Raw genomic sequence first — 23,565 nt, 5'->3', positions numbered from 1 at the left:
CGCTGCCACCGGGAGCACCATACTGACTACGGCATACGGTATGCAATGTCACCTCATCCGATAGCTGCCACGCGTCGCACAGGAGGAAGACGATGGGAAAGGCCCTTGCGGGTGTCCGCGTTCTCGACATGACCCATGTGCAGTCGGGACCGTCGGCCACCCAACTACTCGCCTGGCTCGGCGCGGACGTCGTCAAGCTCGAGGCTCCCGGCCACGGCGACATCACCCGCTCCCAGCTGCGGGATCTACCTGACGTCGACAGCCTGTATTTCACGATGCTCAACTGCAACAAGCGCAGCATCACGCTGAACATGAAGAGCCCCGAGGGTAGGGAGATCTTCACCAGGCTGGTGTCCGAGGTGGACGTGCTCGTCGAGAACTTCGGGCCGGGCGTGGTGGATCGCTTCGGCTTCTCCTGGGAACGGCTGCAGGAGCTCAATCCGCGGCTGGTCTACGCCTCGATCAAGGGCTTCGGCCCGGGCCGCTACGCCGGCTTCAAGGCGTACGAGGTGGTCGCCCAGGCCATGGGCGGCTCGATGAGCACCACCGGGTTCTCCGACGGGCCGCCGACCGCCACCGGGGCGCAGATCGGCGACTCGGGCACCGGCGTGCACCTTGTCGCGGGCATCCTCGCCGCGCTGCTGCAGCGCACGAGCACCGGGCGCGGCCAGCGGGTGCAGGTCGCCATGCAGGACGCCGTGCTCAACCTCTGCCGCGTCAAGCTCCGCGACCAGCAGCGCCTGGCGCACGGGCCGCTGGGGGAGTATCCCAACGAGACCTTCGACGACGAGGTGCCACGCTCCGGTAACGCCTCGGGCGGCGGCCAGCCGGGCTGGGCGCTGCGCTGCGCGCCCGGCGGGCCCAACGACTACATCTATGTGATCATCCAGCCGGCCGGCTGGCCGGCGATCGCCGGGCTGATCGGCCGGCCGGAGCTCGCCGATGATCCGGAGTGGAACACTCCCCAGGCCCGGCTGTCGCGCCTCGACAAGGTGTTCGCCCTGATCGAGGAGTGGACCGAGAAACACACCAAGTGGGCCGTGATGGAGGAGCTCAACTCCCACGGCATCCCGTGCGGCCCGATCCTGTCGACCCGGGAGCTGATCGAGGACGACACCCTCGCCACCCTCGGCTCGATCGTCGCGGTGGAGCACCCGCAGCGCGGCACGTTCAAGACCGTCGGCTGCCCGATCAAGCTTTCCGACTCGCCCGTGGAGGTGGAGCGCTCACCGCTGCTCGGCGAGCACACCGAGCAGGTCCTCGACGAACTCGGCTACCGCGGCCGCGCCGGCGATCTGCGCGCCGCGGGCGTCATCTGAGCAGAAGGAGACAGCACATGTCGCAGCACGACGAGAGGTACGACCGCGGCGCGGTGCGGGAGGTCCTCGACCGGGCCGCCGCCGAGGGCCGCGCGGTGCTGACCGCTCCCGAGGGCCGCGCGGTCGTCGAGGCCTACGGGATCAGCACCCCGGGCGAGGGCGTGGCCACCTCCGTGGACGACGCCGTCGCGATCGCCACCCGGATCGGCTTCCCCGTGGTGATGAAGATCGTCTCCCCGGACGTCCTGCACAAGACCGAGGCCGGCGGCGTCGTCGTGGGCGTGGGCAGCACCGTGGAGGTGGAGTGGGCGTACGAGAAGATCATCGACGCCGTCCGCGCCCATGACCCCGGGGCGCGGATCGCCGGGATCCAGGTGCAACGGATGCTCACCGGCGGGCACGAGGTGATCATCGGTGCGGTGACCGACCCGGCGTTCGGCAAGATCGTCGCCTTCGGGCTCGGCGGCGTGCTCGTCGAGGTGCTCAAGGACGTCACCTTCCGGCTCGCGCCCGCCACCGCCGAGACCGCCGCGTCCATGGTGGACGGCATCGCCGCGGCCGAGATCCTGCGCGGCGTGCGAGGCGCCGAGCCGGCCGACCGCGACCTGCTCATCGACGTGATCGTGCGCGTCTCCGACCTGGTCGCCGACTTCCCCGAGCTGGCCGAGGTCGACCTCAACCCGGTGCTCGCCTCCGCGACCGCCGCCACCGCGCTCGACGTGCGGATCCTGATCGACCCGGAGTCGGCGAAGCGGCCCGAGCGGTTCACCCGGGAGGAGATCCTCACGGCGATGAACCGCATCATGCGCCCGGACTCCGTCGCGGTGATCGGGGCCTCCGCCGAGGCCGGCAAGATCGGCAACTCGGTGCTGAAGAACCTGGTCAACGGCGGGTACGAGGGCCAGATCTATCCGATCAACCCGAAGTCCGACGAGATCCTGGGCCGCAAGGTGTTCCGGAGCATCGCCGACGTGCCCGGCGACGTGGACGTCGCGATCTTCACCATCCCGGCCAGGTTCGTCCCGCAGGCGCTGGCGGAGGCCGGGGCCAAGGGGGTGGCGGGGGCGATCCTGATCCCATCCGGCTTCGGCGAGACCGGCAACCACGAGCTGCAGGCGGAGGTCCTGGCGATCGCGCGCCGGCACGGGGTGCGCATCCTCGGACCCAACATCTACGGCTACTACTACACCCCGCACCACCTGTCAGCGACCTTCTGCACCCCGTACGACGTGCGCGGGGGAGTCGCCCTCTCCTCGCAGAGCGGCGGCATCGGCATGGCCATCCTCGGCTTCAGCCGCTCGGCCGGGATGGGCGTCTCCGCGATCGTCGGCGTCGGCAACAAGGCCGACATCGACGAGGACGACCTGCTCACCTTCTTCGAGGACGACGACGAGACCAACCTCGTCGCCATGCACCTCGAGGACCTCAAGGACGGGCGGGCGTTCGCCGAGACCGCGCAGCGCGTCTCCAAGCGCAAGCCGGTGATCGTCCTCAAGGCGGGCCGCACCTCGCAGGGCGCGCGGGCCGCCAGCTCGCACACCGGCGCCCTGGCCGGCGACGACAAGGTCTATGACGACATCCTGCGCGCCAGCGGCGTGATCCGCGCCCCCGGCCTCAACGACCTGCTCGAATACGCCCGCGGCGTGCCGCTGCTGCCCGCACCGCGGGGCGAGAACGTCGTCATCATCACCGGCGCGGGCGGCTCCGGGGTGCTGCTGTCGGACGCCTGCGCGGACCACGGGCTGAGCCTGATGAGCATCCCGCCCGACCTCGACGCCGCTTTCCGCGCCTTCATCCCGCCGTTCGGCGCGGCCGGCAACCCGGTCGACATCACCGGCGGTGAGCCGCCGGCAACCTATCGCCACACCATCGCGCTGGGCCTGTCGGATCCCCGGATCCACGCGCTGATCCTCGGCTACTGGCACACGATCGTCACCCCGCCGATGACCTTCGCCAGGCTGGTCGTCGAGGTGGTCGAGGAATTCCGCGCCCGGGGCGTGCACAAGCCGGTGGTGGCCTCGCTGGCCGGCGACGTGGAGGTCGAGGAGGCCAGCGAATACCTCTACCGGCACGGCGTGGTGGCCTATCCCTACACCACGGAGAAGCCGGTCGCGGTGCTCGGCGCGAAATATCGCTGGGCGAGGGCCGCGGGCCTGGTCACCGGCGGCTAGAGACGCGCAACGCCGCCCCGCGCGGACACGCGGGGCGGCGTCTTGGCGTGAGAGATCGCAAGGCCCGCCGCCGTGCCGTAAAAGGCAGCGGCCGTGCAGACAGCGGCCATGACAGGCAGCGGCGGTGAAAGGCACTCAATCGCAGGTCTGGACTTGCCCGTCACAGACCGCCCCCGCCCCCCAGGAGGTCCAGCATGGTCGCACATGAAGACGTCCCAGAGAACAGCGCGAGCGACCGACGATCACCCACGGCCCATTCTATCGTGGGCGCGAGCCCGGGCAACGCGACGAACACCACAGTCGCGGGCGCGCCGTACCGTGAGGTGGCCGACCACAACGGCCGCGTCTACCGGCTCGGCGAGACCGACCGGCAACTCATGGGCCGGTCCCGGCGCTGGATGGTCTTCCTGCCGTGGATCGCCATGATGGCGATCAGCTCCTCGGAGTATGCGTTCACCTCCGCCGACGAGACGCTCTCCGACGCGCACGGCTGGCACGGCGCGCACATCTTCTGGCTGCTGGGCGTCTGGGTCTTCTTCCAGGCGGCGGTGGCCTTCCCCGCCGGGCGGCTGCGCGAGAAGGGCACGGTCTCGGCCAAGGCGGCGATGATGATCGGCGCCGCGGGGACGCTGATCGCCTACCTCGCGCTGGCCTCCTCGGACAACGTGCTGCTGGCCTATCTGGGCTTCAGCGTGCTGGGCGGCACCGGCGCCGGCATCGTCTACGCGACCTGCGTCAACATGGTCGGCAAGTGGTATCCCGAGCGCAAGGGCGGCAAGACCGGCTTCGTCAACGGCGGTTTCGCCTACGGGTCGGTGCCGTTCATCTTCATCTTCAGCAACTACATGGACGTCGAGAACTACGGCGGGATCCTGATCGCCGTCGGCATCTTCCTGGCCATCGGCGTCGCGGCCAGCGGCTTCTTCTTCAAGGACCCGCCGAAGAACTGGTGGCCGGCGGACGTCGACCCGCTGGCCGTCTCCGACGACCCGCGCATCCGCCGCTCGCTGGCCAAGAACCCGCCGGCGGTCAAGCAGTACACGCCGCGGGAGGCCGTCCGTACCCCGGTCCTCTCGCTGATGTGGTTCTGCCTGCTCTGCACGGCCGGCGTGAACATCTTCGGCATCGCCTTCCAGGTGCCGTTCGGCAAGGAGATGGGCTTCGCGGGCGGCGTCGTCGCGCTCGCCATGAGCCTCAAGGCGATCGTCAACGGCACCGGCCGCGGCGTGATCGGCTGGGTCTCCGACCGGTACGGCCGCCGGCAGACCCTCACCATCGTCTGCGTCGTGCTGGGCCTCGCCCAGTTCGCCGTGTTCCTGTCCGGCTCGCTCGGCAACATGACGCTGTTCCTGTTGGCCTCCATGGTCTCCGGCTTCGGCGGCGGTGCGATCTTCCCGCTCTTCGCGGCGATGACCGCCGACTACTTCGGAGAGAACAACAACGCCTCGAACTACGGGCTGGTCTACAGCTCGAAGCTCGTCTCCGGCCTGGTCGGCTCGGGCCTCGGCGCCGTGGTCGTCGCGGCCTGGGGCTACGGCGGCGCCTTCCTGCTGGCCGGCTCGATCGGCCTGCTCACCGGCGCCCTGTCGCTGATGCTGCGCCAGCCGGGCCACAACCGCACCGGGCCCGCCCCGGCACCGGTGTCGCTGAGCGGCGCGTCGGCGGCATAGGCGCGACCGTCCGCCCGGTCGTGCGGCCCACGACCGGGCGGGAACGTCCATGACCGACAGACAGGGCGGAGTCCCCATGAGAATCGCTGTTCTCGGCGCCGGAGCCATCGGTGCCTATGTCGGCGCGGCCCTGCACCGGGGAGGCGCCGAGGTGCATCTGATCGCCCGCGGCGCCCACCTCGCGGCGCTGCGGCGCGACGGGGTGCGCGTCAAGAGCCCCCGCGGGGATTTCGTGGCGCGGGCCCATGCCACCGACGACCCCCGCGGGGTGGGACCCGTCGACTACGTGTTCCTCGGGCTCAAGGCCCACTCGTACGCCGGCTCCGGCCCCCTGGTCGAGCCGCTGCTCGGTGCCGGCACCGCGGTCATCGCCGCGCAGAACGGCATTCCCTGGTGGTACTTCCACGGCCTGGCCGGCCACCCGCTGGAGGGCCGCCGGATCGAGGCCGTCGACCCGGGCGGCGCGGTCAGCTCGGTGCTGCCGGTGCGCCGCGCCATCGGCTGTGTCGTCTACTGCTCCACCGAGATCGCGGCACCGGGCGTCATCCGGCACCTGGAGGGCACCCGGTTCGCCATCGGCGAGCCCGACGGCAGCGTCTCCGAGCGCTGCCTCGCCTTCAGCGCCGCCATGGTCGCGGGCGGGCTCAAGTGCCCGGTCGAGCCGAACCTGCGCGACGACACCTGGATCAAACTGATGGGCAACGTCGCGTTCAACCCGCTCAGCGCGCTGACCCGGGCCACCCTCGCGGAGATGTGCGGGCATCCGGGCACCCGCGCACTGGTCGCCGCGATGATGCGCGAGACCGTCGCGATCGCCACCGCGGCCGGCTGCGCCCCCTCGGTCTCCATCGAGAAGCGCATCGACGGCGCCGCGCGCGTCGGCCACCACAAGACGTCGACGCTGCAGGACCTGGAGGCCGGCAAGGAACTGGAGCTCGAGGCGATCATCGGCGCGGTCGTTGAGCTCGCCGACCTCACCGGCGTGCCGGCCCCGACGCTGCGCAACGTCTACGCGGCAGTGGACCTGCTCGCCCGCAAGACCGTAGCCGCGACCGGAGGACGACCGTGAGAGAGCCGGAACTGCCGGACGGAACCCTCGGGCGGCGCCGGGGCAGACGCGACCGTGACGCCGGGCCGGCGAGCCCGGCGAGCCGGGTGGACCCCGCCGTCGCCGGACCGGTACGCGCCGCCGTGGCCGCCCACCGTGATGAACGCGGGCCCCTGTTGCCGATCCTGCACGCGATCCAGCACGAGCTGGGTTGCGTGCCGGCCGACGCGGTCCCGGTGCTGGCCGAGGAGCTGAACCTGTCCCGGGCCGAGGTGCACGGCGTGCTCACGTTCTATCAGGACTTCCGCGCCGAGCCGGCCAACCGGAACACCGTGCGGATCTGCCGGGCGGAAGCGTGCCAGGCCCTGGGCGCCGAGCAGGTGTACGGCCACGCCCGCGACCTCGCCGCCTCGGCGCCGGCGGAGCTCACCGTGGACCAGGTGTTCTGCCTGGGCAACTGCGCCCTCGGCCCCAGCGCCGAGGTGAACGGCCGGCTGCACGGGCGCGTGGACCCCGCCCGGCTTCGTGCCCTGCTGACCCCGGAGCCGAAGGAGACACAGCATGACGACCGTGTACGTACCCCGTGATTCCGCCGCCCGCTCGGTCGGCGCGGACGAGGTGGCCGCCGCGCTGGCGGCGACCGGCCCGGACGTCCGGGTGGTTCGCAACGGCTCGCGCGGCCTGCTCTGGCTGGAGCCCCTGGTCGAGGTGGAGACGGCCGCCGGACGGGTGGGCTACGGCCCGGTCGCCACGGGCGACGTCCCCGGGCTGCTCGCCGCCGGCCTGCTGGCCGGCGCCGACCATCCGCTGCGGCTCGGCGTGGTCGGGGAGCTGCCCTGGCTGGCCCGCCAGCAACGGGTCACCTTCGCCCGGATGGGTGTCACGGATCCGCTCTGCCCGGACGACTACGTCGCGCACGGCGGCCTGCGCGGGCTCCGCCGGGCCCGAGAGATGACCCCCGCTGCGGTGGTCGCCGAGGTGACCGAGTCCGGCCTGCGCGGCCGTGGCGGCGCGGGCTTCCCGGCCGGCGTCAAGTGGCAGACCGTGCTCGCCTGCCCGGGCGAGCTCAAGTTCGTCTGCTGCAACGCCGACGAGGGCGACAGCGGCACCTTCGCCGACCGGATGGTCATGGAGGGCGACCCCTTCATGCTCATCGAGGGCATGGCCATCGCCGCCCACGCCGTCGGTGCGAGCGAGGGCTACCTCTACATCAGGTCCGAGTATCCGGACGCGGTCGCCACCATGCGCGCGGCCGTCGGCATCGCCCGCGACCGGGGCTGGCTCGGTGACTTCGCGCCGCACGTCCGGGTGGGCGCGGGCGCGTACATCTGCGGCGAGGAGACCGCGATGCTGGAGAGCCTCGAAGGCAAGCGGGGCATGGTGCGCGCCAAACCGCCGATCCCCGCCCTGGAAGGGCTCTTCGGCCGGCCCACGGTGGTCAACAACGTGCTCACCCTGGCCACCGTGCCGGCGATCCTGGCCGGTGGCGCGGCCGCCTACCGCGACCTCGGCGTCGAGCGTTCCCGGGGCACCCAGGTGTTCCAGCTGGGCGGCAACGTCGCCCGCGGCGGCATCGTGGAGACCGCGTTCGGCGTCACCCTCGGCGAGCTCGTCGCCGGCTACGGCGGCGGCACCCGCACCGGCCGTCCGGTCCGCGCGGTGCAGGTCGGTGGCCCGCTCGGCGCGTACCTGCCGACCTCGATGTTCGACCTGCCGATGGACTACGAGGCGTTCGCCGCGGCGGGCGCGATGCTCGGCCACGGCGGCGTCGTGGTCTTCGACGACAGCGTCGACATGGCCGCCCAGGCCCGGTTCGCCTTCGAGTTCTGCGCCGAGGAGTCGTGCGGCAAGTGCACGCCGTGCCGGGTCGGCTCGGTGCGCGGCGTCGAGGTCATCGACCGGATCCGCGCCGGGGAGCAGCGCGACGACAACCTGGTGCTGCTCGGCGACCTGTGCGACCTGATGACCGACGGCTCCCTGTGCGCGATGGGCGGGCTCACCCCCATGCCGGTACGCAGCGCCCTCACCCATTTCACCGACGACTTCGAAGCGAGAACACCATGAGCCTGCTCAAGGAGACCGACTACGGCACCCCGGCCCGGCCCGGCCCGCCGGCCGTCACCGTCGAGGTGGACGGGCTGGCTGTGGCCGTACCCGAAGGCACCTCGGTCCTGCGGGCGGCCGCGCAAGCGGGCGTGCCGATCCCCAAGCTGTGCGCCACCGACAACCTCGCGGCCTTCGGCTCCTGCCGGCTCTGCCTGGTGGAGATCGACGGCCGGCGCGGCACGCCCGCCTCGTGCACGACTCCGGTGGCCGAGGGCATGCGCGTGCGCACCCAGTCGCCGCACCTGGAGAAGCTGCGCCGGGGCGTCATGGAGCTGTACATCTCGGACCACCCGCTGGACTGCCTCACCTGCCCGGCCAACGGCGACTGCGAGCTGCAGGACATGGCCGGCGTCGTCGGGTTGCGCGAGGTCCGGTACGGCTACGCGGGCGCGAACCACCTGGACGCCCCGAAGGACACCAGCAATCCGTACTTCGACTTCGACGCGGCCAAGTGCATCGCCTGCTCGCGCTGCGTCCGCGCCTGCGACGAGGTGCAGGGCACGTTCGCGCTGACCATCGCGGGCCGCGGCTTCGACTCGCACGTGGCCGCCGGGGCCGGCGGTTCGTTCATGGAGTCCGAGTGCGTCTCCTGCGGCGCCTGCGTGCAGGCGTGCCCGACCTCGACCCTGCAGGAGCGCTCGGTCGTCGACCTCGGCATGCCGACCCGCTCGGTCGTCACGACCTGCGCCTACTGCGGCGTGGGCTGCTCCTTCAAGGCGGAGCTGCGCGGCACCGAACTGGTGCGGATGGTGCCGCACAAGGACGGCGGCGCCAACGAGGGCCACTCCTGCGTCAAGGGCCGCTTCGCCTTCGGCTACGCCTCGCACCCCGACCGGATCCTCAAGCCGATGGTCCGGGAGCGGATCACCGACGAGTGGCGCGAGGTGGAGTGGGACGAGGCGATCGGTACGGTCGCCCGCGGGATGCGGACCATCCAGAACCGGTACGGCCCGGCGGCGATCGGCGCGATCTCCTCCTCGCGGTGCACCAACGAGGAGGTCTACACGGTCCAGAAGATGGTCCGCGCCGCCTTCGGCAACAACAACATCGACACCTGCGCGCGGGTCTGCCACTCGCCGACCGGCTACGGGCTCAAGCAGACCTTCGGCGAGTCCGCCGGCACCCAGGACTTCAGGTCGGTGGCGGAGGCCGACGTCATCGTCGTGATCGGGGCCAACCCGACCGACGGGCACCCGGTCTTCGCCTCCCGGATGAAGCGCCGGCTGCGCGAGGGCGCCCGGCTCGTCGTGGTGGACCCGCGCCGCATCGACCTGGTCCGCTCGCCGCACATCGAGGCCGAGCACCACCTGCAACTGCGGCCCGGCAGCAACGTCGCCGTGGTCAACGCGATGGCGCACGTGGCGGTCACCGAGGGCCTGGTCGCCCTGTCCTTCGTCCGGGAGCGGTGCGAGGGCTTCGACGAGTGGGCCGCGTTCATCGCCGCGCCCGAGCACAGCCCCGAGGCCGTCGAGTCGATCACCGGCGTACCGGCCGCCGACCTGCGGGCCGCCGCCCGCCTCTACGCCGGCGCGCGCAACGGCGCCATCTACTACGGGCTCGGGGTCACCGAGCACAGCCAGGGCTCGACCATGGTGATGGGTATGGCGAACCTCGCCATGGCCTGCGGCAACATCGGCCGCGAGGGGGTCGGCGTCAACCCGCTGCGCGGGCAGAACAACGTGCAGGGCTCGTGCGACATGGGCTCGTTCCCGCACGAACTGCCCGGCTACCGGCACGTCTCGGACGACGCGGTCCGCGGGGTCTTCGAAAAGCTGTGGGGCGGAACGCTGCTCGGCGAGCCGGGGCTGCGGATCCCCAACATGTTCGACGCGGCCATCGACGGCAGCTTCCGCGGCCTGTTCGTGCACGGCGAGGACATCGCCCAGTCCGACCCCAACCTCAGGCACGTCTCCGCCGCCCTGGCCGCGATGGAACTCGTCGTCGTGCAGGACCTCTTCCTGAACGAGACCGCGAAGTTCGCGCACGTCTTCCTGCCGGGCGCCTCGTTCCTGGAGAAGGACGGCACCTTCACCAACGCCGAACGCCGGATCAACCGGGTCCGGTCGGTGATGACTCCTCCGACGGGCAAGCACGAGTGGCAGATCATCTGCGAGATCGCCACGGCCATGGGCTATCCGATGAGCTACCGGCACCCGAGCGAGATCATGGACGAGATCGCCTCGGTCACCCCCACCTTCGCCGGGGTGTCCTTCGAGACGCTGGACAAGCTCGGCAGCGTCCAGTGGCCGTGCGACGCCGCCGCGCCCGAGGGCACCCCCGTCATGCACGTCGACGAGTTCACCCGGGGCAGGGGCAAGTTCATGATCACCGCGTACGTGCCCACCGAGGAGCGCACCACCCGGCGGTTCCCGCTGGTGCTGACCACCGGGCGGATCCTGAGCCAGTACAACGTCGGGGCGCAGACCCGGCGTACCGGCAACGTGGCCTGGCATCCCGAGGACCTGCTCGAGGTGCATCCGCACGACGCCGAGGACCGTGGCATCCGCGACGGCGACCTGGTCACCCTGACCAGCCGGGTCGGCGAGACCACGCTGCGCGCGAAGATCGCCGACCGGATGCCCGTCGGCGTGGTCTACACGACCTTCCACCACCCGGTGACCGGCGCCAACGTCGTCACCACCGAGCACTCGGACTGGGCGACCAACTGCCCGGAGTACAAGGTGACCGCGGTGCAGGTCGGGCTGAGCCGGGTGACCGCACCGTGACGGCGGAACTGCGCCTGATCCACGACATCGCCCGGCAGTTCCGGCACCGGCCCGCCGGCGAGGCCGCCGAGGCGATCGCCGCGCACGTCCAGAAGTTCTGGGATCCGAGGATGCGGGCCGCCCTGCGCGCCCTCGCCGACGACCCCGCCGAGCCGCTCGATCCGCTGGTGAGCGCCGCCGCGAGCCTGCTCCGCTGACCCACCGGGGCGCGCCGCGGCCGCAACGTCTGTGCATCTCGGCGACTGTATGCTGAAGACCAGATAGGCGACTTTCCTGTGCGGCCGGAGGACAGATGAGCGAGACGGGTCCCGCAGCCGCGGCTGCCAAGCGTGGTCAGGCGGCGCGGCCGGCACGGCAGCCCCTGGAGCGGCCCGTACCGTTGCGCCAGGCCGTCACCGACGTGATCTCCGACATGATCATCAACGGTGAGCTGCAGCCCGGCGAGCACCTCGTGGAGCAGGAGCTGGCCGCGCAGCTGGGAGTCAGCCGGCAGCCGGTCCGCGAGGCCCTGCAGCGGCTGCACAGCGAGGGCTGGGTGGACCTGCGGCCCGGGCTCGGCGCGTTCGTGCACACGCCCACCGCGGCGGAGGCCGACCAGCTCCTGGCCGCCCGCACCCTGCTGGAGGCCGAGTCGGCCCGGCTCGCGGCGGTCAACGCGACCCCCGAGACGATCGAGCAGCTCTGGAAGCTGCAGGCCACCGGCGAGGCCGCGCTCGCCGCGGACGATGAGATCGGCATGGTCGCGGCCAACAGCGCGCTGCACGCCCACATCCTCGTCATGTCCGCCAACAAGATCATCGCGGAGCTGATCGCCCTGGTCGACCGCCGCGTGCGCTGGTATTACCGGCCCATCGCGCGGGCCCGCGGCAAGGAGGCCTGGGACGAGCACCGCGAGCTGATCGAGGTCATCGCCGGCGGCAACGGCAAACGCGCCGGCGACCTGATGCGCCGGCACACCGAACGCACCCGCAAGATCTACCAGCAGGCCGCGGCCGCCGCCGGCAAGTCCTGACGGCGGCCTCGGGGCGCTGCCCTATTTGTACATCGTCTGGTTCATCGTGCCCGGGGCGTAGGCGTCCGGGTCGACCCAGACGTTGATCAGGGACGGCTTGCCGGACTCGCGGGCCCGCCGCAGGGCCGGTGCGATGTCCGCCGCGTCGCGGACCTCCTCGCCGTGGCCGCCCAGCATCCTGGCGAACTGGTCGTACGGCACGTCGCCCAGGGTGTTGCCGACGCGCTGGCGGGCCTCGCCGTACTTGCGCAGCTGGCCGTAGCGGATCTGGTTCATCGACGAGTTGTTGCCGACCACGCCCACGAACGGCAGGTTGAAGCGCACCATCGTCTCGAAGTCCCAGCCGGTGAGGCTGAAGGCGCCGTCGCCGAAGAGGCAGACCACCTCGGCCTCCGGGCGGGCGTACTTCGCGGCCATGGCGAACGGGATGCCGACGCCGAGGGTGCCCAGCGGGCCCGGATCCATCCAGTGGCCGGGTGACTTCGGCTGGACCACGCCGCCGGAGAAGGTGACGATGTCGCCGCCGTCGCCGATGTAGATCGAATCCTCGGTGAGGAACTCGTTGATCTCGTGCGCCAGCCGCAGCGGGTGGATCGGGCTCGCGTCCGAGAGCTGGCGGGGCAGCCGCTTGGTGTACGCGGCGTCCTCCTGGGCCCGCAGCTCGGCGAACCAGGCCCGGCGGTCGGCCGAGCCGTTGCTGATCCGGCCCGTGCCGGCCTGGGTGACGGCGGCGAGCACCGCGCCCGGGTCGCCGACGATGCCGAGGTCGATGTCGCGGTTCCGGCCGACCGTGCGGTAGTCCATGTCGATCTGGACCACCGTCGCCTGCTGCGGCAGCCGGCGCCCGTAGCCCATCCGGAAGTCGAACGGTGTGCCGACGATGATGATCAGATCGGCGTTGTCGAACGCGTACCGCCGGGACAGGTGGAAGTGATGCGGGTCGCCGGGCGGGAGGCTGCCGCGCGCCGAGCCGTTCATGAACGTCGGGATGTTCAGGGTCCGGACCATGTCGACGGCCGCGGCCGTGCCGCGGCCGGTCCAGACCTGGCTGCCGAGCAGGATGGCCGGCTTTCTCGCCTTGACCACCAGGTCGGCGAGCCGCTCGACGGCGGCCGGATCGCCGGCGCTGCGGGTCGACGCGCGATAGCGCCCGGGCGCGGGGATGGTGCAGTCGGCCAGGGCCACCTCGTTGTCGAGGACGTCGCGCGGGATCTCCAGGAAGGACGGCCCGGGCGCGCCCGCGTAGCACTCGCGGAAGGCCATCGACACCATGTCGGCGGCCCGCGTGGTGTGCGGCACGGTGGCGGCGAACTTGGTGATCGGCGCCATCATGTCGACGTGCGGCAGGTCCTGCAGCGAGCCCATCTTGTGCTGGCTGAGCGCGCCCTGGCCGCCGATCAGCAGCATCGGGCTCTCGGCGCGGAACGCGTTGGCGACGCCGGTGACCGCGTCGGTGGTGCCGGGCCCGGCGGTCACCACGGCGACGCCCGGCTTGCCCGTGACGCGCGCGTAGCCGTCGGCGGCGTGGGCGGCGACCTGCTCATGCCGGACGTCCACGACCGCGATGCCCTCGTCGACGCAGCCGTCGTAGATGTCGATGATGTGGCCGCCGCAGAGCGTGAAGATGACGTCGACACCCTCCGCCTTGAGCGCCTTGGCGACGAGGTGGCCGCCGGAGACTCGCTCGGGGTCCTGGCTGGGCTGACGCAGGATCGGGTCCACGGCGGACTCGGTGGCGATCTGAACCATGCTTACCCACTCCTCGGTACGGAAGGGAATCCTGAACACTGCATACCGTATGCGACATCCATATAGTCGCGGATCGGGCGGCCGGCTGTCCAGTGCGTCGGCTACTGTACATTGCATACAGTATGATGCGCGTCTAGGCCGGGGTGGCCGGCGCCGCTGGTGGAGCGTTCTGGATCCCTGGGTGCGGTTCAGTGCCGATCCTGTTGGGCGTATCGGTCCAGGGTGGTGGCATACATGCGGGACACCAGCCAGCCCATGGGGCCGAGATGAAGCAGGAACAGCAGGGGTCTCTGGAGTGCGCGCGCGTGGGTGCTGGTCCACTCGACGTGGAGCCGGCTGCCTCCGCCGTCCCCGGGCGTGATCCGGACGAATCCGTCGCCGCCGCCCCCGTAGCTGCTTTCCACGACCGTCCAGCGGATGACCGCGGGGTCCGACCAGTCGTAGCGGGCGACGACCCAGAACGGTGAGCCGGGCGTGCTCTCCCGCGCGACTGCCCAGGTGTCGCCCTGCTCGCGCAACTCGTACTTCTTCGGATCGAGGGTGCGGCTCCAGATCCGCGCCCGGCGTTCGCTGAAGTCCGTGAAGGCCCGGCGCACCTGCTCGGGTGAGGCCTTCGTGTCGACGTCGAACCGCATCGCTCCATCGGAGCACACCCGCCCGGGGCCGTCCAGAACCTCGACGGGGGAGTCGGCCGGGCGTCGCAGTTTCGGAGTCGCCGAGCGAACTCCTGCTGCTTGAGGGGCTGTTGACCTGGCGTGGCGGCGGGCGGCCGTCACAGCGGTCCGGTCAGGTGCGGGCGGGCGGTCGCCGTGCGGCCGGTGAGCAGGAGCAGCAGGGCCGCGATCGGGCCGGACACCTGCTTGCCGGCGCCCACCGACCAGTCGGTGTCAGTCGCGGTCAGCCGCGCACCGCGCAGCCGGCGCCGGGCCCGGAACGGCCAGCCCATCTCCCACACCCGGTCCGCCGCGGCGCGGGCGGCGGCGATCGGCATCGGCAGGTCGCGGCCGAGCGGGACGGCGATGTCCTGGAGGTGCACCAGCACGTCCGGGACGATGTTGCGGTAGTTCGTCACCGCCGGCAGGCGCCGCGACGCGGCATGCCGGCGCAACTGCGCGACGATCTCGTCGGCCGGGCGGGCCGCGTGCCGCACGGCCAGGTCGTGGTTGAGCCGGTCGAAGCTGCCCCGGGCCCGGACCGCCGCGCCGAGCATGGCGGCTGGCCCCGGCGGTCGCGGTGCCATGGCCACGTGGGCGGCCACGTCCCGGACGCGCCAGTCGGTGCACAGCGACGGGTGGTCCCACTCGTCGGCGGTCAGGCCGTCGAGCAGGTCGGCGAGCGCCAGCCGCTGCTCGGCGATGACCGTCCAACTGGTCTCCTCGTCCATGCCGATGCCGCCCTCCTGTTATGGTCAGTCTCTCTGACCAATTTTAGTCAGAGACGCTGACTATATGGAAGGGTTCCGGTGGCCCCCGAACCGCTGAATCTCGGCCTGCTCCTGCTTCTGCCCTACCGGTCGATGGAGGCCCGCGTCTTCGCCGCCCTGGCTGCGGCCGGCTTCGACGACTTCACTCCGGCGCAGGCCCGGGTCTTCCAGCGCATCGCACCCGGCGGCAGCCGGCTCACCGACCTGGCCGAGCAGGCCCAGATCACCAAGCAGTCCGCCGGCTTCCTGGTCGATCAACTCGCCAAGGCCGGCTACGTCGAGCGGGTGCCGGATCCGACCGACGCCCGGGCCCGGCTCGTCCGGATCGCCCCGCGCGGCGCCCGCGCCGTGCCCCTGGCCGCCGCGATCGTCGCCGAGGTGGAAGCCGAATGGACCACCCATCTCGGCGCGGACCGGATCGCCCGGCTCCGCGAGATCCTCACCGACCTGCGCGACATCACCGACCCGTACGCCTGAGACGCCCGATCTTCGGATCATCCGTCGGCAGGGAGGCCGGTGCGGCCGCGAGGGCTGACCGATGAGGACGGTGTCGGTCGCGGCGACTCCCCGGTTACTGGTGGCCGGCGGTCTGCGGGGCGAGGCGGGCGGTGAGCTCGGCGATGCCGTCACCGGAGAGCTGGGGCAGGGCGGCCGTGCGGCCGCAACACACCAGCAGCAGAGCGGCCATCGGGCCGCGTACGGTAGGGCCGTCGCCGGCCGACCAGGAGATGTCGGTGGCGGTGAGCCGGAACCCGGCCATCTTCCTCACCGACGGCAGCGGCGGCGGCCAGCGCATCGACAGCGTCCGGCTGGCCGCGACGGCGGCGGCGTCGGCGGGCAGGTCGAGGTGGCGGCCCAGCGGGATGGCGATGTCCTGGCTGTGCACGAGGATGTCGCAGAGGGTCTCCAGGCGGGTGACGACGACGATGTGTCGCCGGGAGCCGATGGTGGCCCGGATCTCGGCGATGAGCTGTTCGGTGGTCAGAGCGGCGGCGCGCCGCCGGGCGACGTGCGCGGTCGTGCGGTCGGTGCTGCCGCGCCAGTGGAACATCTGGGCGAGCACGGCGCCGGGGCCGAGTTGTTGGAGAGTCAGGTGGGCGGCGACATCGCGGACGGTCCAGCCGGGGCAGAGCGAGGGCTGTCGCCACTGGTCGTCGTCGAGCTCCGCGAGCAGGTCACACAGGCGGGCGCGTTGCGTGTCGATGGCCTGCCAGATCTGATCCTCATTCATGATGGCGCCTCCGCGGGCTGTGGGCGGATCACGGTGGTGACCAGCGTGGTGATCTGGTCGGTCGGGTCGAACGCGGGGTCGGGGATGGCCAGGTCGTGCAGGACCAGGCCGGTGTAGTGGTTCATGATGATCGGCGCGTCGCGCTCGGGGTCGCTGGAGCCGGCGACGCGCAGCCAGGTCATGAACCAGGTGTTCACCTCGCCGCCGGTGGACAGCAGTTGGGCACGCATGGCCGGGTGGATGCCGGCCTCGACGAGGATCGCGTAGCGGGCCAGGGTCAGCGTGCGCTGCGGCCCGGTCGCGGTCTTGGCGGCGGCGGCGAGCACCTGGGCGAGCTCGCGCGGGGTGGTCGGGTACATCCGCATGGCGAGGTCTTCCCACAGTGCCCGCTCGCGGGCGGAGAAGCGCTGCACCACCGCGTCGAGCAGCGCGTCGCGGGTGCGGAAGTGGTTGGAGGCGGAGCCGGCCGGCACGCCGGCCCGGGTGTCGACGGCGCGGTGGGTCAGCGAGTGGATGCCGCGCTCGCCGAGGACGGTGATCGCGGCGTCGAGCAGCTGTTCGCGCCGGTTCGCCATACCCGGACACTACGATAGTAGTGTCAAGGACTGCAAGCGTAGTACCGTGCGGGGATGGAAGCGTATCGCGCGGACATCGCGTTCGACGGTGAGCGGGTGCTGACCGGCGGCGCGCTGGTGCTCGTCCGGGAAGGCGTGATCATCGGCCTGGAGCCCGCCTCGGCGGCGGTCCCGGACGGCTGCCCGGTGACCTACCTGCCCGGCACCACTCTGCTGCCCGGGCTCATCGACACGCACAGCCACCTGTGCGGCAACGACGGGCCCGACGCCCTTGACCGGCTGCCCGGCCTGAGTCCGCACGAGATCGACCACACCGTCGAGGCCGCGCTCGCCGCGCAGGTCGCGGCCGGTGTCACCGCCGTACGGGATCTCGGTGACGACCGGTGGGCCGTGGTGGACCGGCACCGCAACCGGCCCGATGGCCCGACCGTCGTCGCCGCCGGACCGCCGATCACCAGCCCGGGCGGGCATTGCGCCGCGATGGGTGGCGAGGCGTCCGGGATCGACGGGCTGCGCCGGGCGGTCCGGGAGCGGGCCGAGCGGGGCGCCGACCTGGTGAAGATCATGACCAGTGGTGGGGTCATGACCCCGGGCACCGACATCACTGCCTGCCAGTTCAGCCTCGACGAGCTGCGGGCTGTGGTCGACGAGGCACACCGGCTGGGCCTGCCGGTCACGGCGCACGCTCATGCCCTCGCCGCGGTCGAGCAGTGCGTGGCCGCCGGGGTGGACGGCATCGAGCACTGCAGCTTCCTCACCGAGCACGGCGTGCGCACGCCGCCGAGGCTCGCGGCCGCGATCGCCGCGGCCGGCATCGCGGTCTGCCCCACCCTGGGCCACGACCTGGCCGCCCTCGCCACGCTGCCCCCGGCCCTGATGGCCATGGCCGAACGGGTCGGCGTCACTCTCGACCAGCGCCTCGCGCAGGTCGGCGAGCTGCACGCGGCCGGCGTGTCGTTCGTCAGCGGCGTCGACTCCGGTATCAACCCGGTCAAGCGGCACGGCCTGCTCCCCACCGCCGTCGTCGAACTCGTCACCGCCGGGGTGCCTGCGGCGACCGCGCTCGCCTCGGCCACCAGCCACGCCGCCCGGGCATGCGGGCTGGCCGACCGCACCGGCCGGCTCCGCGCCGGGCTGCAGGCCGACCTGCTGCTCGTCGACGGCGACCCGACCACCGACGTCGCCGCCGTGCACGCCACCCGCGTGGTTGTCGCCCGCGGCCGCGTCACCCGACCCGGCTGCTGAGAACGCACGCGGCCACCATCGCCAGCGCCGTCGCGTTGCTTCCTGGACTCCCCGGGTGGCGTCTACGACCCCGTAGCCATACTCGGGCGCGACGCTCAGGATTCGCCGCGGGCATTCCTTCGCGGCGCGATGAAGACGGCCCAGGCGGCGACACCCAGGGCCGGACCTAGCGCGATACCGAGACCGGCGGTGCCAAAAACGCTGTCGACGAGGACGCCGAACGCAGCGCCGAAGGCGATCCAGATCCCGAGATTCGCCCAGATCCCGAGACCTGCGGCGCCCGGGGGCGTGTCGTTGCTCGTCATCGCATCTCTCCCAGGACGGGCGGAAAGGCTGACAATCCGGCGGCCGATGCGCAACCGACCTGCTCACAAAATATCACCTGACATCAAGGTTTCCTGCCGCTGACCGCGGCGTCTCGGCACCGCGGCAGGCGTCGGCGCATCCTCGTCGAGGACCCGCCGACCAGGCCCGGCACGATCATGCCCCGCGCTCGGTTCTCCCTCCTTCGAGTCCAGTGTGTTCTCGCGGCGGCCCCTGCGCGCGGCGTCGTCTGTCTCGGCCATCGACTGCCCCCCGAGCCGCCACGCCGGAACGACGACAGTCGACCCATGCGGGGGGTGCGGCTGTCCCGGTCAGCCGGGCTCGAATTCCCGGACGGCGTCGATGGAAACACCGTGCGGGGTGTTCGCCTCGCGTTCGATCATGACCTCGACGAGCACCGGGCGGCTGCTGTCCACCGCTTCCTTGCGGGCCCATTCGATCGCGTCGCGGATCTCGCCGGGCTGCGTCACCCGGCGCCCCGCGCACCCGTACGCTTCCATGATTTTGACGTTGTCCGTGCCGACGGTGTCGTAGTGGATGTCGACCTCGTAGTTCATGCCGTACCCGAGCTCGGCCTGCCGGATCAGCCCCAGGTATTCGTTGTTTAGCATGATCAGCACGAACGGGATGTCGTACTGGGCCGCGACGGCCAGTTCCTCGACGAGGAACTGGAACGAGTAGTCGCCGACGATGCCCACGACCTCCGCCCGCGGTACGGCCTTCTTCACCCCGATGGCCGCCGGGATCTCCCAGCCGAGCGGGCCGGCCTGGCCGCAGACCTGGTAGTGCCGGGGCTCGTGCACCTTCTGATGCTGGCCGCCCCAGATCTGGTAGAGGCCGATCGCGGTGACGAAGTAGGTCTCCGGGCCGAAGATCTCGTTGATCTCCTTGTAGACCCGCGGCGCCTTGATGGGCACGCTGTCGAAGTCCTCGCGCCGGGTCAGCGTCGCCCGCAGCTCGCGCACGCGTTCCGGCCAGGCCGCGGAGCGTGGCGCGGCCGCACGCCGCCGGGCCGACTCGAGGGCCGCCCGCAGGAACAGCCTGGCGTCGGAGACCACGCCGAGATCGGGCGGGAACACCTTGCCGAGCTGGGTCGGCTCGACGTCCACGTGGATGAACGTGCGCGCGCCGCGATAGGTGTCGAGGGTGCCGGTGTGCCGGTCGCCGAACCGGGCGCCCACCGCGAGCACCAGGTCGGACTCCAGGAACGCGGCGTTGCCGTAGCGTTGCGAGGTCTGGATGCCGGTCATTCCGGCGTTCAGCGGGTGGTCGTCGTCGAGCGCGCCCTTGCCCATCAGCGTCACCTGGACCGGGATCCGCAGGTGTTCGGCGAGCTCGCGCAGCTCGCCGGCCGCGCCGGAGAGGATCACCCCGCCGCCGGCCAGGATCAGCGGCCGCTCGGCCGCCAGCAGCATCTCCAGGGCCCGCTCGACGCGGGGCGGATGCGGGTGTACGGCCGTGACGGGCAGCGGGACGTCGATGCTGGAGTCCCATTCGATCAGCTCCTTCTGCACGTCCAGCGGCAGGTCGATGAGAACCGGCCCGGGCCGGCCCTCGCGGGCGACCTGGAACGCCCGGCGGAAGATCCAGGGTGCCTGCGCGGCCTGCCTGACCTGGACCGCCCATTTGGTGACCGGCTTGGCGATCTCGACGATGTCGACGGCCTGGAACGCCTCCTGGTGCAGCTTGGTGGAGACGGCCTGGCCGGTGATGCAGAGGATCGGCACCGAGTCCGCCTGCGCGGTGTAGAGACCGGTGATCATGTTGGTGCCGGCCGGGCCCGACGTGCCGACGGCCACCCCGACCTTGCCGGTGGTACGCGACCAGCCGTCGGCCATGTGGGTGGCGCCCTCCTCGTGGCGCACGATGAGGTGCTCGATGCCGCCGTCGGCTTCCATCGCCTGGTAGAACGGCAGGATCGCGGCGCCGGGACAGCCGAAGACCGTGTCGACGCCCTCGGAGCGCAGCACGTCGATGACGGCCCGCATGACGGGGATCTGGGGCATGATGCGGCCTTTCTGCTAGGTGGCGCGACCCGAGAGCTGCTCCACGACTGTCAGCAGGGCGGAGTGGTCCAGCCCGCCGTGGCCCATCGCGCGGCCCGCCGCGACGAGCTGGGCGACCAGGCCGGCGACCGGCAGCGCGACGCCGGCCTGGCGCCCCGCCGCGAGCACGATGCCCATGTCCTTGTGGTGCAGGTCGATCCGGAAGCCCGGCCGGAACTCCCGGGCGACCATCGACTCGCGCTTGAGCTCGAGAACCCGGTTGGCCGCGAGCCCGCCGGCGAGCACGTCGAGCCCGGCCTTCGCGTCCACCCCGGAGCCCTCCAGCAGCACGATCGCCTCGCTCACGAGGGCGAGGATGCCCGCGACCACGAGCTGGTTGGCGGCCTTGACCACCTGGCCGGCGCCGTGGCCGCCGACGTGCACGACCGTCCGGCCGAGGAGCTCGAACAGCGGGCGCGCCGCCGCGACGTCCGGCTCGCCGCCACCGACCATGATCGACAGAGTGGCCTGCTTGGCGCCCACCTCGCCGCCGGAGACCGGGGCGTCCAGCACCTGGATGCCCTGGTCCGCGGCGGCTCGCGCCACCGCGACCGAGGTTTCCGGCCGGATCGTGCTCATGTCGATGAACAGGGTGCCGGGCCGGGCCGTGGCCAGGATGCCGTCGGCGCCGAAGGCGACCTGCTCCACCTGTGGGTGATCGGGCAGCATGGTGATCACGATGTCGGCGGACCGGGCCGCGTCGGCGACCCGGTCCGCCGGGACCAGCCCGGTCGCGGCGAGCCGATCCACCGCGGGACGGTGCACGTCGAAGCCGACGACGCGGTGCCCGGCGGCGAGGAGATGGCTGGCCATCGGCGCGCCCATGATGCCGAGGCCGACGAACCCGACGGTGGTCACGCCCGGCCTCCCGCGGTGGTCTCGCCGATCGTGCGGAGACTGTCCAGGGTGGTGCCGGTCGGCAGGTATTCCAGGCCCACGAAACCGCGGTAGCCGTTGGCGTACAGGTCGTTCAGGTGGCGGGCGAGGGGCAGCGACCCGGTGCCGGGCTCGTGCCGGCCGGGGGCGTCCGCGATCTGGACGTGGCCGATCCGGTCGGTCAGCCCGCCCACGACCGCGCCGAGATGGTCGCCGTTGACCGCGAGGTGATAGAGGTCCGCGAGCAGCCGGACGTTGTCCCGGCGGGGGAGGCGGTCGATGACCGCGATCGCGTCGGCGGCCTTGCGCAGCGGATACCGGGCCGCGCCGCTGAGCGGCTCGAGGAGCACGTCGGCGTCGATCCGGGCCGCGGCGTGCGCGGCGAACGCCAGCGTCTCGATCGCGATGTCGTCCTGCTCGCCGGGGTCGATCCCGGCGATCCGGTTTCCGTAGAGGGCGTTGAACGACCGGCAGCCGAGCTGCGCGCCGATGCCGACCGCGACCGCGACACTGTCGAGGAACTCGGCGGTGCGGGCCGGCCAGGAGACGAGGCCGCGGTCGCCGCCGGGAAGGTCGCCGCCGAAGAAGTTCAGCGCGACCAGCCGCACACCCGCGTCGCGGACGGCGGTGACGAACCGATCGACGTCGGCATCCGCGGGCGCGGCGACGTCGAAAGGCCACCAGAACTCGATCGCGTCGAAGCCCGCCGCCGCGGCCGCGGCCGGGCGCCGCAGCAGCGGCAGCTCGGTGAACAGGGTGGAGAGGTTGGCGTCGAGACGGAGGCCAGGAGGGGACGAGAACGGCTCATCTTCCATCATGGCATTCTGTATGCAGTATGCACCGGCGGTCAAGGCGCGAACTTTCCGAGCGCTGCGCGAGGTAGGCCGGGTTGTCCGCAACCACTGAAAGGCTCACCGGACGGCGGACCCCCAGCTCGCCGTGCGGTGCTCGAAGCCGTCGGCGGTCGACGCCCACGTCGCCACTCGGCGATATCGTCACAGACCCGGCCGATGAGGAGGCTCGTGAGGGCCGGGCGCGTCTGGAGGCACGGTCCCGCAGCTGCAGGAACCGGGCGCGGGGGCCGAGGTCATCTCCGGCGGAGCGGCTCAGGCTTCGCCCGGCACCGGCTGGGTTTGGCAGACTTGCGCGGTGATTGACTCCGCACAGCGACGCGACGTCATCAGCCGTGTCGCACGCCAGATCCCTGTTTCCGACGGCCGCGCGTGCACGCGGGTCGCCGTCGACGGACCGGACGGATCCGGCAAGAGCACCTTCGCCGACGAGCTCGCCGCCGCCACGCGCGCTCTCGACCATCCGGTCGTGCGCGTCTCGCTCGACGACTTCCACAACGTGCGGGCAGTGCGCTACCAGCGCGGGCGCGAGTCCCCGGAGGGCTTCTGGCAGGACTCGTTCAACTACCGGCGTTTCCACAGCGACGTCCTTGAGCCATTCGCACCGGGCGGCTCCCGGCGATATCGGGCAGCCGCACACGACCTCGCCACCGACACCATGCTCGACCCCGAACCGAGCACCGCGCTCCCCGGGACTGTCCTGATCGTTGACGGGCTCTTCCTGCACCGCGACGAGATCGTCGATGCCTGGGACCTGTCCGTGTTCCTGGATGTCCCGTTCAGCGTGACCGCGAACCGAATGGCGAGCCGGGACGGCACGAACCCCGATCCCGGGCATCCCAGCATGCGACGTTACGTCGAGGCCCAACGCATCTACTTCAACGCCTGCGCACCACGTCAACGCGCCGACATCCTGATCGACAACCGAGACCTCAGCACTCCTCGAATCCGCCGCGGATGACGAACACATCCCTGCGGTGGTCGGCCCGGCCCGTTGAGCATGGTTCGGGCACTCGCCCGGCAAGAACGAGCACCCGCGTCAATCGCTGCTCTCTGACGCGCTCGCCCCGTTCCGCCGAGGACCCACCGAAGCCGCGCTGCAACGCCTACCGGCACCAACGCCGGCCGAACACCGGTAACCAGCCACGAACGCGGACCGGTCCAGCGCCTACTGGCTCGCCCGCCTCTTCGCCG

Annotated in this window: 22 protein-coding genes; 13 read left to right on the top strand and 9 right to left on the bottom strand. The window is 71.6% G+C overall.

Going from position 1 to position 23,565, the window contains the following annotated elements:
• Positions 1 to 92: 92 nt before the first annotated feature.
• From frc to DMB66_RS53330, 9 genes are all read left to right on the top strand, one after another.
• Positions 93 to 1,319: a formyl-CoA transferase gene (gene frc, locus DMB66_RS53370; RefSeq protein WP_125811717.1), complete on the top strand. Its 1,227-nt coding sequence runs from the start codon at positions 93 to 95 to the stop codon at positions 1,317 to 1,319.
• Positions 1,320 to 1,336: 17 nt separating this feature from the next.
• Positions 1,337 to 3,490 carry an acetate--CoA ligase family protein gene (locus DMB66_RS53365; RefSeq protein WP_125811716.1) on the top strand — a complete coding sequence of 718 codons (2,154 nt, stop codon included), beginning with the start codon at positions 1,337 to 1,339 and terminating at the stop codon, positions 3,488 to 3,490.
• Positions 3,491 to 3,753: 263 nt separating this feature from the next.
• Complete coding sequence (locus DMB66_RS53360) at positions 3,754 to 5,160, top strand: OFA family MFS transporter (protein ID WP_199753169.1); 1,407 nt, start codon at positions 3,754 to 3,756, stop codon at positions 5,158 to 5,160.
• Positions 5,161 to 5,236: 76 nt separating this feature from the next.
• Entirely contained in the window at positions 5,237 to 6,229 is a 993-nt protein-coding gene (locus tag DMB66_RS53355) for a 2-dehydropantoate 2-reductase (RefSeq protein WP_125811714.1), read from the top strand.
• Positions 6,226 to 6,795: an NAD(P)H-dependent oxidoreductase subunit E gene (locus DMB66_RS53350; RefSeq protein WP_199753168.1), complete on the top strand. Its 570-nt coding sequence runs from the start codon at positions 6,226 to 6,228 to the stop codon at positions 6,793 to 6,795. The genes DMB66_RS53355 and DMB66_RS53350 overlap by 4 nt, the downstream gene beginning before the upstream one ends.
• A complete protein-coding gene (locus DMB66_RS53345; RefSeq protein ID WP_125811713.1) occupies positions 6,770 to 8,272 on the top strand; it encodes an NADH-quinone oxidoreductase subunit NuoF in 1,503 nt (500 codons plus the stop codon). Before DMB66_RS53350 ends, DMB66_RS53345 begins: the two co-directional genes overlap by 26 nt.
• Positions 8,269 to 11,040, top strand: coding sequence for a formate dehydrogenase subunit alpha (fdhF, locus tag DMB66_RS53340; RefSeq protein WP_125811712.1), 2,772 nt, complete (start codon positions 8,269 to 8,271; stop codon positions 11,038 to 11,040). Before DMB66_RS53345 ends, fdhF begins: the two co-directional genes overlap by 4 nt.
• Positions 11,037 to 11,237 carry a formate dehydrogenase subunit delta gene (locus tag DMB66_RS53335; protein ID WP_199753167.1) on the top strand — a complete coding sequence of 67 codons (201 nt, stop codon included), beginning with the start codon at positions 11,037 to 11,039 and terminating at the stop codon, positions 11,235 to 11,237. The genes fdhF and DMB66_RS53335 overlap by 4 nt, the downstream gene beginning before the upstream one ends.
• Before the next feature lie 95 nt (positions 11,238 to 11,332).
• Positions 11,333 to 12,052 carry a GntR family transcriptional regulator gene (locus DMB66_RS53330; protein ID WP_125811711.1) on the top strand — a complete coding sequence of 240 codons (720 nt, stop codon included), beginning with the start codon at positions 11,333 to 11,335 and terminating at the stop codon, positions 12,050 to 12,052.
• A gap of 21 nt (positions 12,053 to 12,073) precedes the next feature.
• On the opposite strand, the gene DMB66_RS53325 is transcribed toward DMB66_RS53330, so the two are convergent.
• The 3 genes from DMB66_RS53325 to DMB66_RS53315 all read right to left on the bottom strand — a co-directional run bounded on the left by DMB66_RS53325 (position 12,074) and on the right by DMB66_RS53315 (position 15,185).
• Complete coding sequence (locus DMB66_RS53325) at positions 12,074 to 13,801, bottom strand: thiamine pyrophosphate-binding protein (RefSeq protein ID WP_125811710.1); 1,728 nt, start codon at positions 13,799 to 13,801, stop codon at positions 12,074 to 12,076.
• A gap of 188 nt (positions 13,802 to 13,989) precedes the next feature.
• Positions 13,990 to 14,436 carry an SRPBCC family protein gene (locus DMB66_RS53320; RefSeq protein ID WP_125811709.1) on the bottom strand — a complete coding sequence of 149 codons (447 nt, stop codon included), beginning with the start codon at positions 14,434 to 14,436 and terminating at the stop codon, positions 13,990 to 13,992.
• Positions 14,437 to 14,573: 137 nt separating this feature from the next.
• On the bottom strand, positions 14,574 to 15,185 hold the full coding sequence (locus DMB66_RS53315) for a maleylpyruvate isomerase family mycothiol-dependent enzyme (protein ID WP_125811708.1): 612 nt from the start codon (positions 15,183 to 15,185) through the stop codon (positions 14,574 to 14,576).
• A gap of 78 nt (positions 15,186 to 15,263) precedes the next feature.
• Between DMB66_RS53315 and DMB66_RS53310 the strand changes: the two genes are divergently transcribed.
• Positions 15,264 to 15,701, top strand: coding sequence for a MarR family winged helix-turn-helix transcriptional regulator (locus DMB66_RS53310; RefSeq protein ID WP_233625490.1), 438 nt, complete (start codon positions 15,264 to 15,266; stop codon positions 15,699 to 15,701).
• A 94-nt stretch (positions 15,702 to 15,795) separates the two neighbouring features.
• Here DMB66_RS53310 and DMB66_RS53305 read toward each other — a convergent pair whose 3' ends face one another.
• Entirely contained in the window at positions 15,796 to 16,455 is a 660-nt protein-coding gene (locus DMB66_RS53305; protein WP_125811707.1) for a maleylpyruvate isomerase family mycothiol-dependent enzyme, read from the bottom strand.
• On the bottom strand, positions 16,452 to 17,030 hold the full coding sequence (locus DMB66_RS53300) for a TetR/AcrR family transcriptional regulator (RefSeq protein ID WP_125811706.1): 579 nt from the start codon (positions 17,028 to 17,030) through the stop codon (positions 16,452 to 16,454). The genes DMB66_RS53305 and DMB66_RS53300 overlap by 4 nt, the downstream gene beginning before the upstream one ends.
• Positions 17,031 to 17,084: 54 nt before the next feature.
• Between DMB66_RS53300 and DMB66_RS53295 the strand changes: the two genes are divergently transcribed.
• Positions 17,085 to 18,275, top strand: a complete 1,191-nt coding sequence (locus tag DMB66_RS53295; protein WP_125811705.1) for an amidohydrolase family protein — start codon at positions 17,085 to 17,087, stop codon at positions 18,273 to 18,275.
• 95 nt (positions 18,276 to 18,370) lie between these two features.
• On the opposite strand, the gene DMB66_RS53290 is transcribed toward DMB66_RS53295, so the two are convergent.
• Complete coding sequence (locus DMB66_RS53290) at positions 18,371 to 18,580, bottom strand: hypothetical protein (protein WP_125811704.1); 210 nt, start codon at positions 18,578 to 18,580, stop codon at positions 18,371 to 18,373.
• Positions 18,581 to 18,910: 330 nt separating this feature from the next.
• Positions 18,911 to 20,569, bottom strand: coding sequence for a glyoxylate carboligase (gene gcl, locus DMB66_RS53285; protein WP_370321103.1), 1,659 nt, complete (start codon positions 20,567 to 20,569; stop codon positions 18,911 to 18,913).
• Here gcl and DMB66_RS66335 point away from each other — a divergent pair.
• A complete protein-coding gene (locus tag DMB66_RS66335; protein ID WP_370321101.1) occupies positions 20,544 to 20,624 on the top strand; it encodes a hypothetical protein in 81 nt (26 codons plus the stop codon). The genes gcl and DMB66_RS66335 overlap by 26 nt on opposite strands.
• On the opposite strand, the gene DMB66_RS53280 is transcribed toward DMB66_RS66335, so the two are convergent.
• Positions 20,621 to 21,502 carry a 2-hydroxy-3-oxopropionate reductase gene (locus DMB66_RS53280; RefSeq protein ID WP_125811702.1) on the bottom strand — a complete coding sequence of 294 codons (882 nt, stop codon included), beginning with the start codon at positions 21,500 to 21,502 and terminating at the stop codon, positions 20,621 to 20,623. The two genes, DMB66_RS66335 and DMB66_RS53280, sit on opposite strands and share 4 nt — an antisense overlap.
• Positions 21,499 to 22,338 carry a hydroxypyruvate isomerase family protein gene (locus DMB66_RS53275; protein ID WP_233625489.1) on the bottom strand — a complete coding sequence of 280 codons (840 nt, stop codon included), beginning with the start codon at positions 22,336 to 22,338 and terminating at the stop codon, positions 21,499 to 21,501. The genes DMB66_RS53280 and DMB66_RS53275 overlap by 4 nt, the downstream gene beginning before the upstream one ends.
• A 331-nt stretch (positions 22,339 to 22,669) precedes the next feature.
• On the opposite strand from DMB66_RS53275, the gene DMB66_RS53270 reads away from it, so the two are divergent.
• The gene (locus DMB66_RS53270; RefSeq protein WP_233625488.1) at positions 22,670 to 23,332 is read left to right on the top strand and encodes a uridine kinase; all 663 of its coding nucleotides are present in this window, start codon (positions 22,670 to 22,672) and stop codon (positions 23,330 to 23,332) included.
• The last annotated feature ends 233 nt before the right edge of the window (positions 23,333 to 23,565 follow it).

It is taken from the genome of Actinoplanes sp. ATCC 53533, from assembly GCF_003947245.1.
The sequence above is the reverse complement of the archived record's forward strand: the minus strand, read 5'-3'. Positions and strand labels throughout refer to the sequence as shown.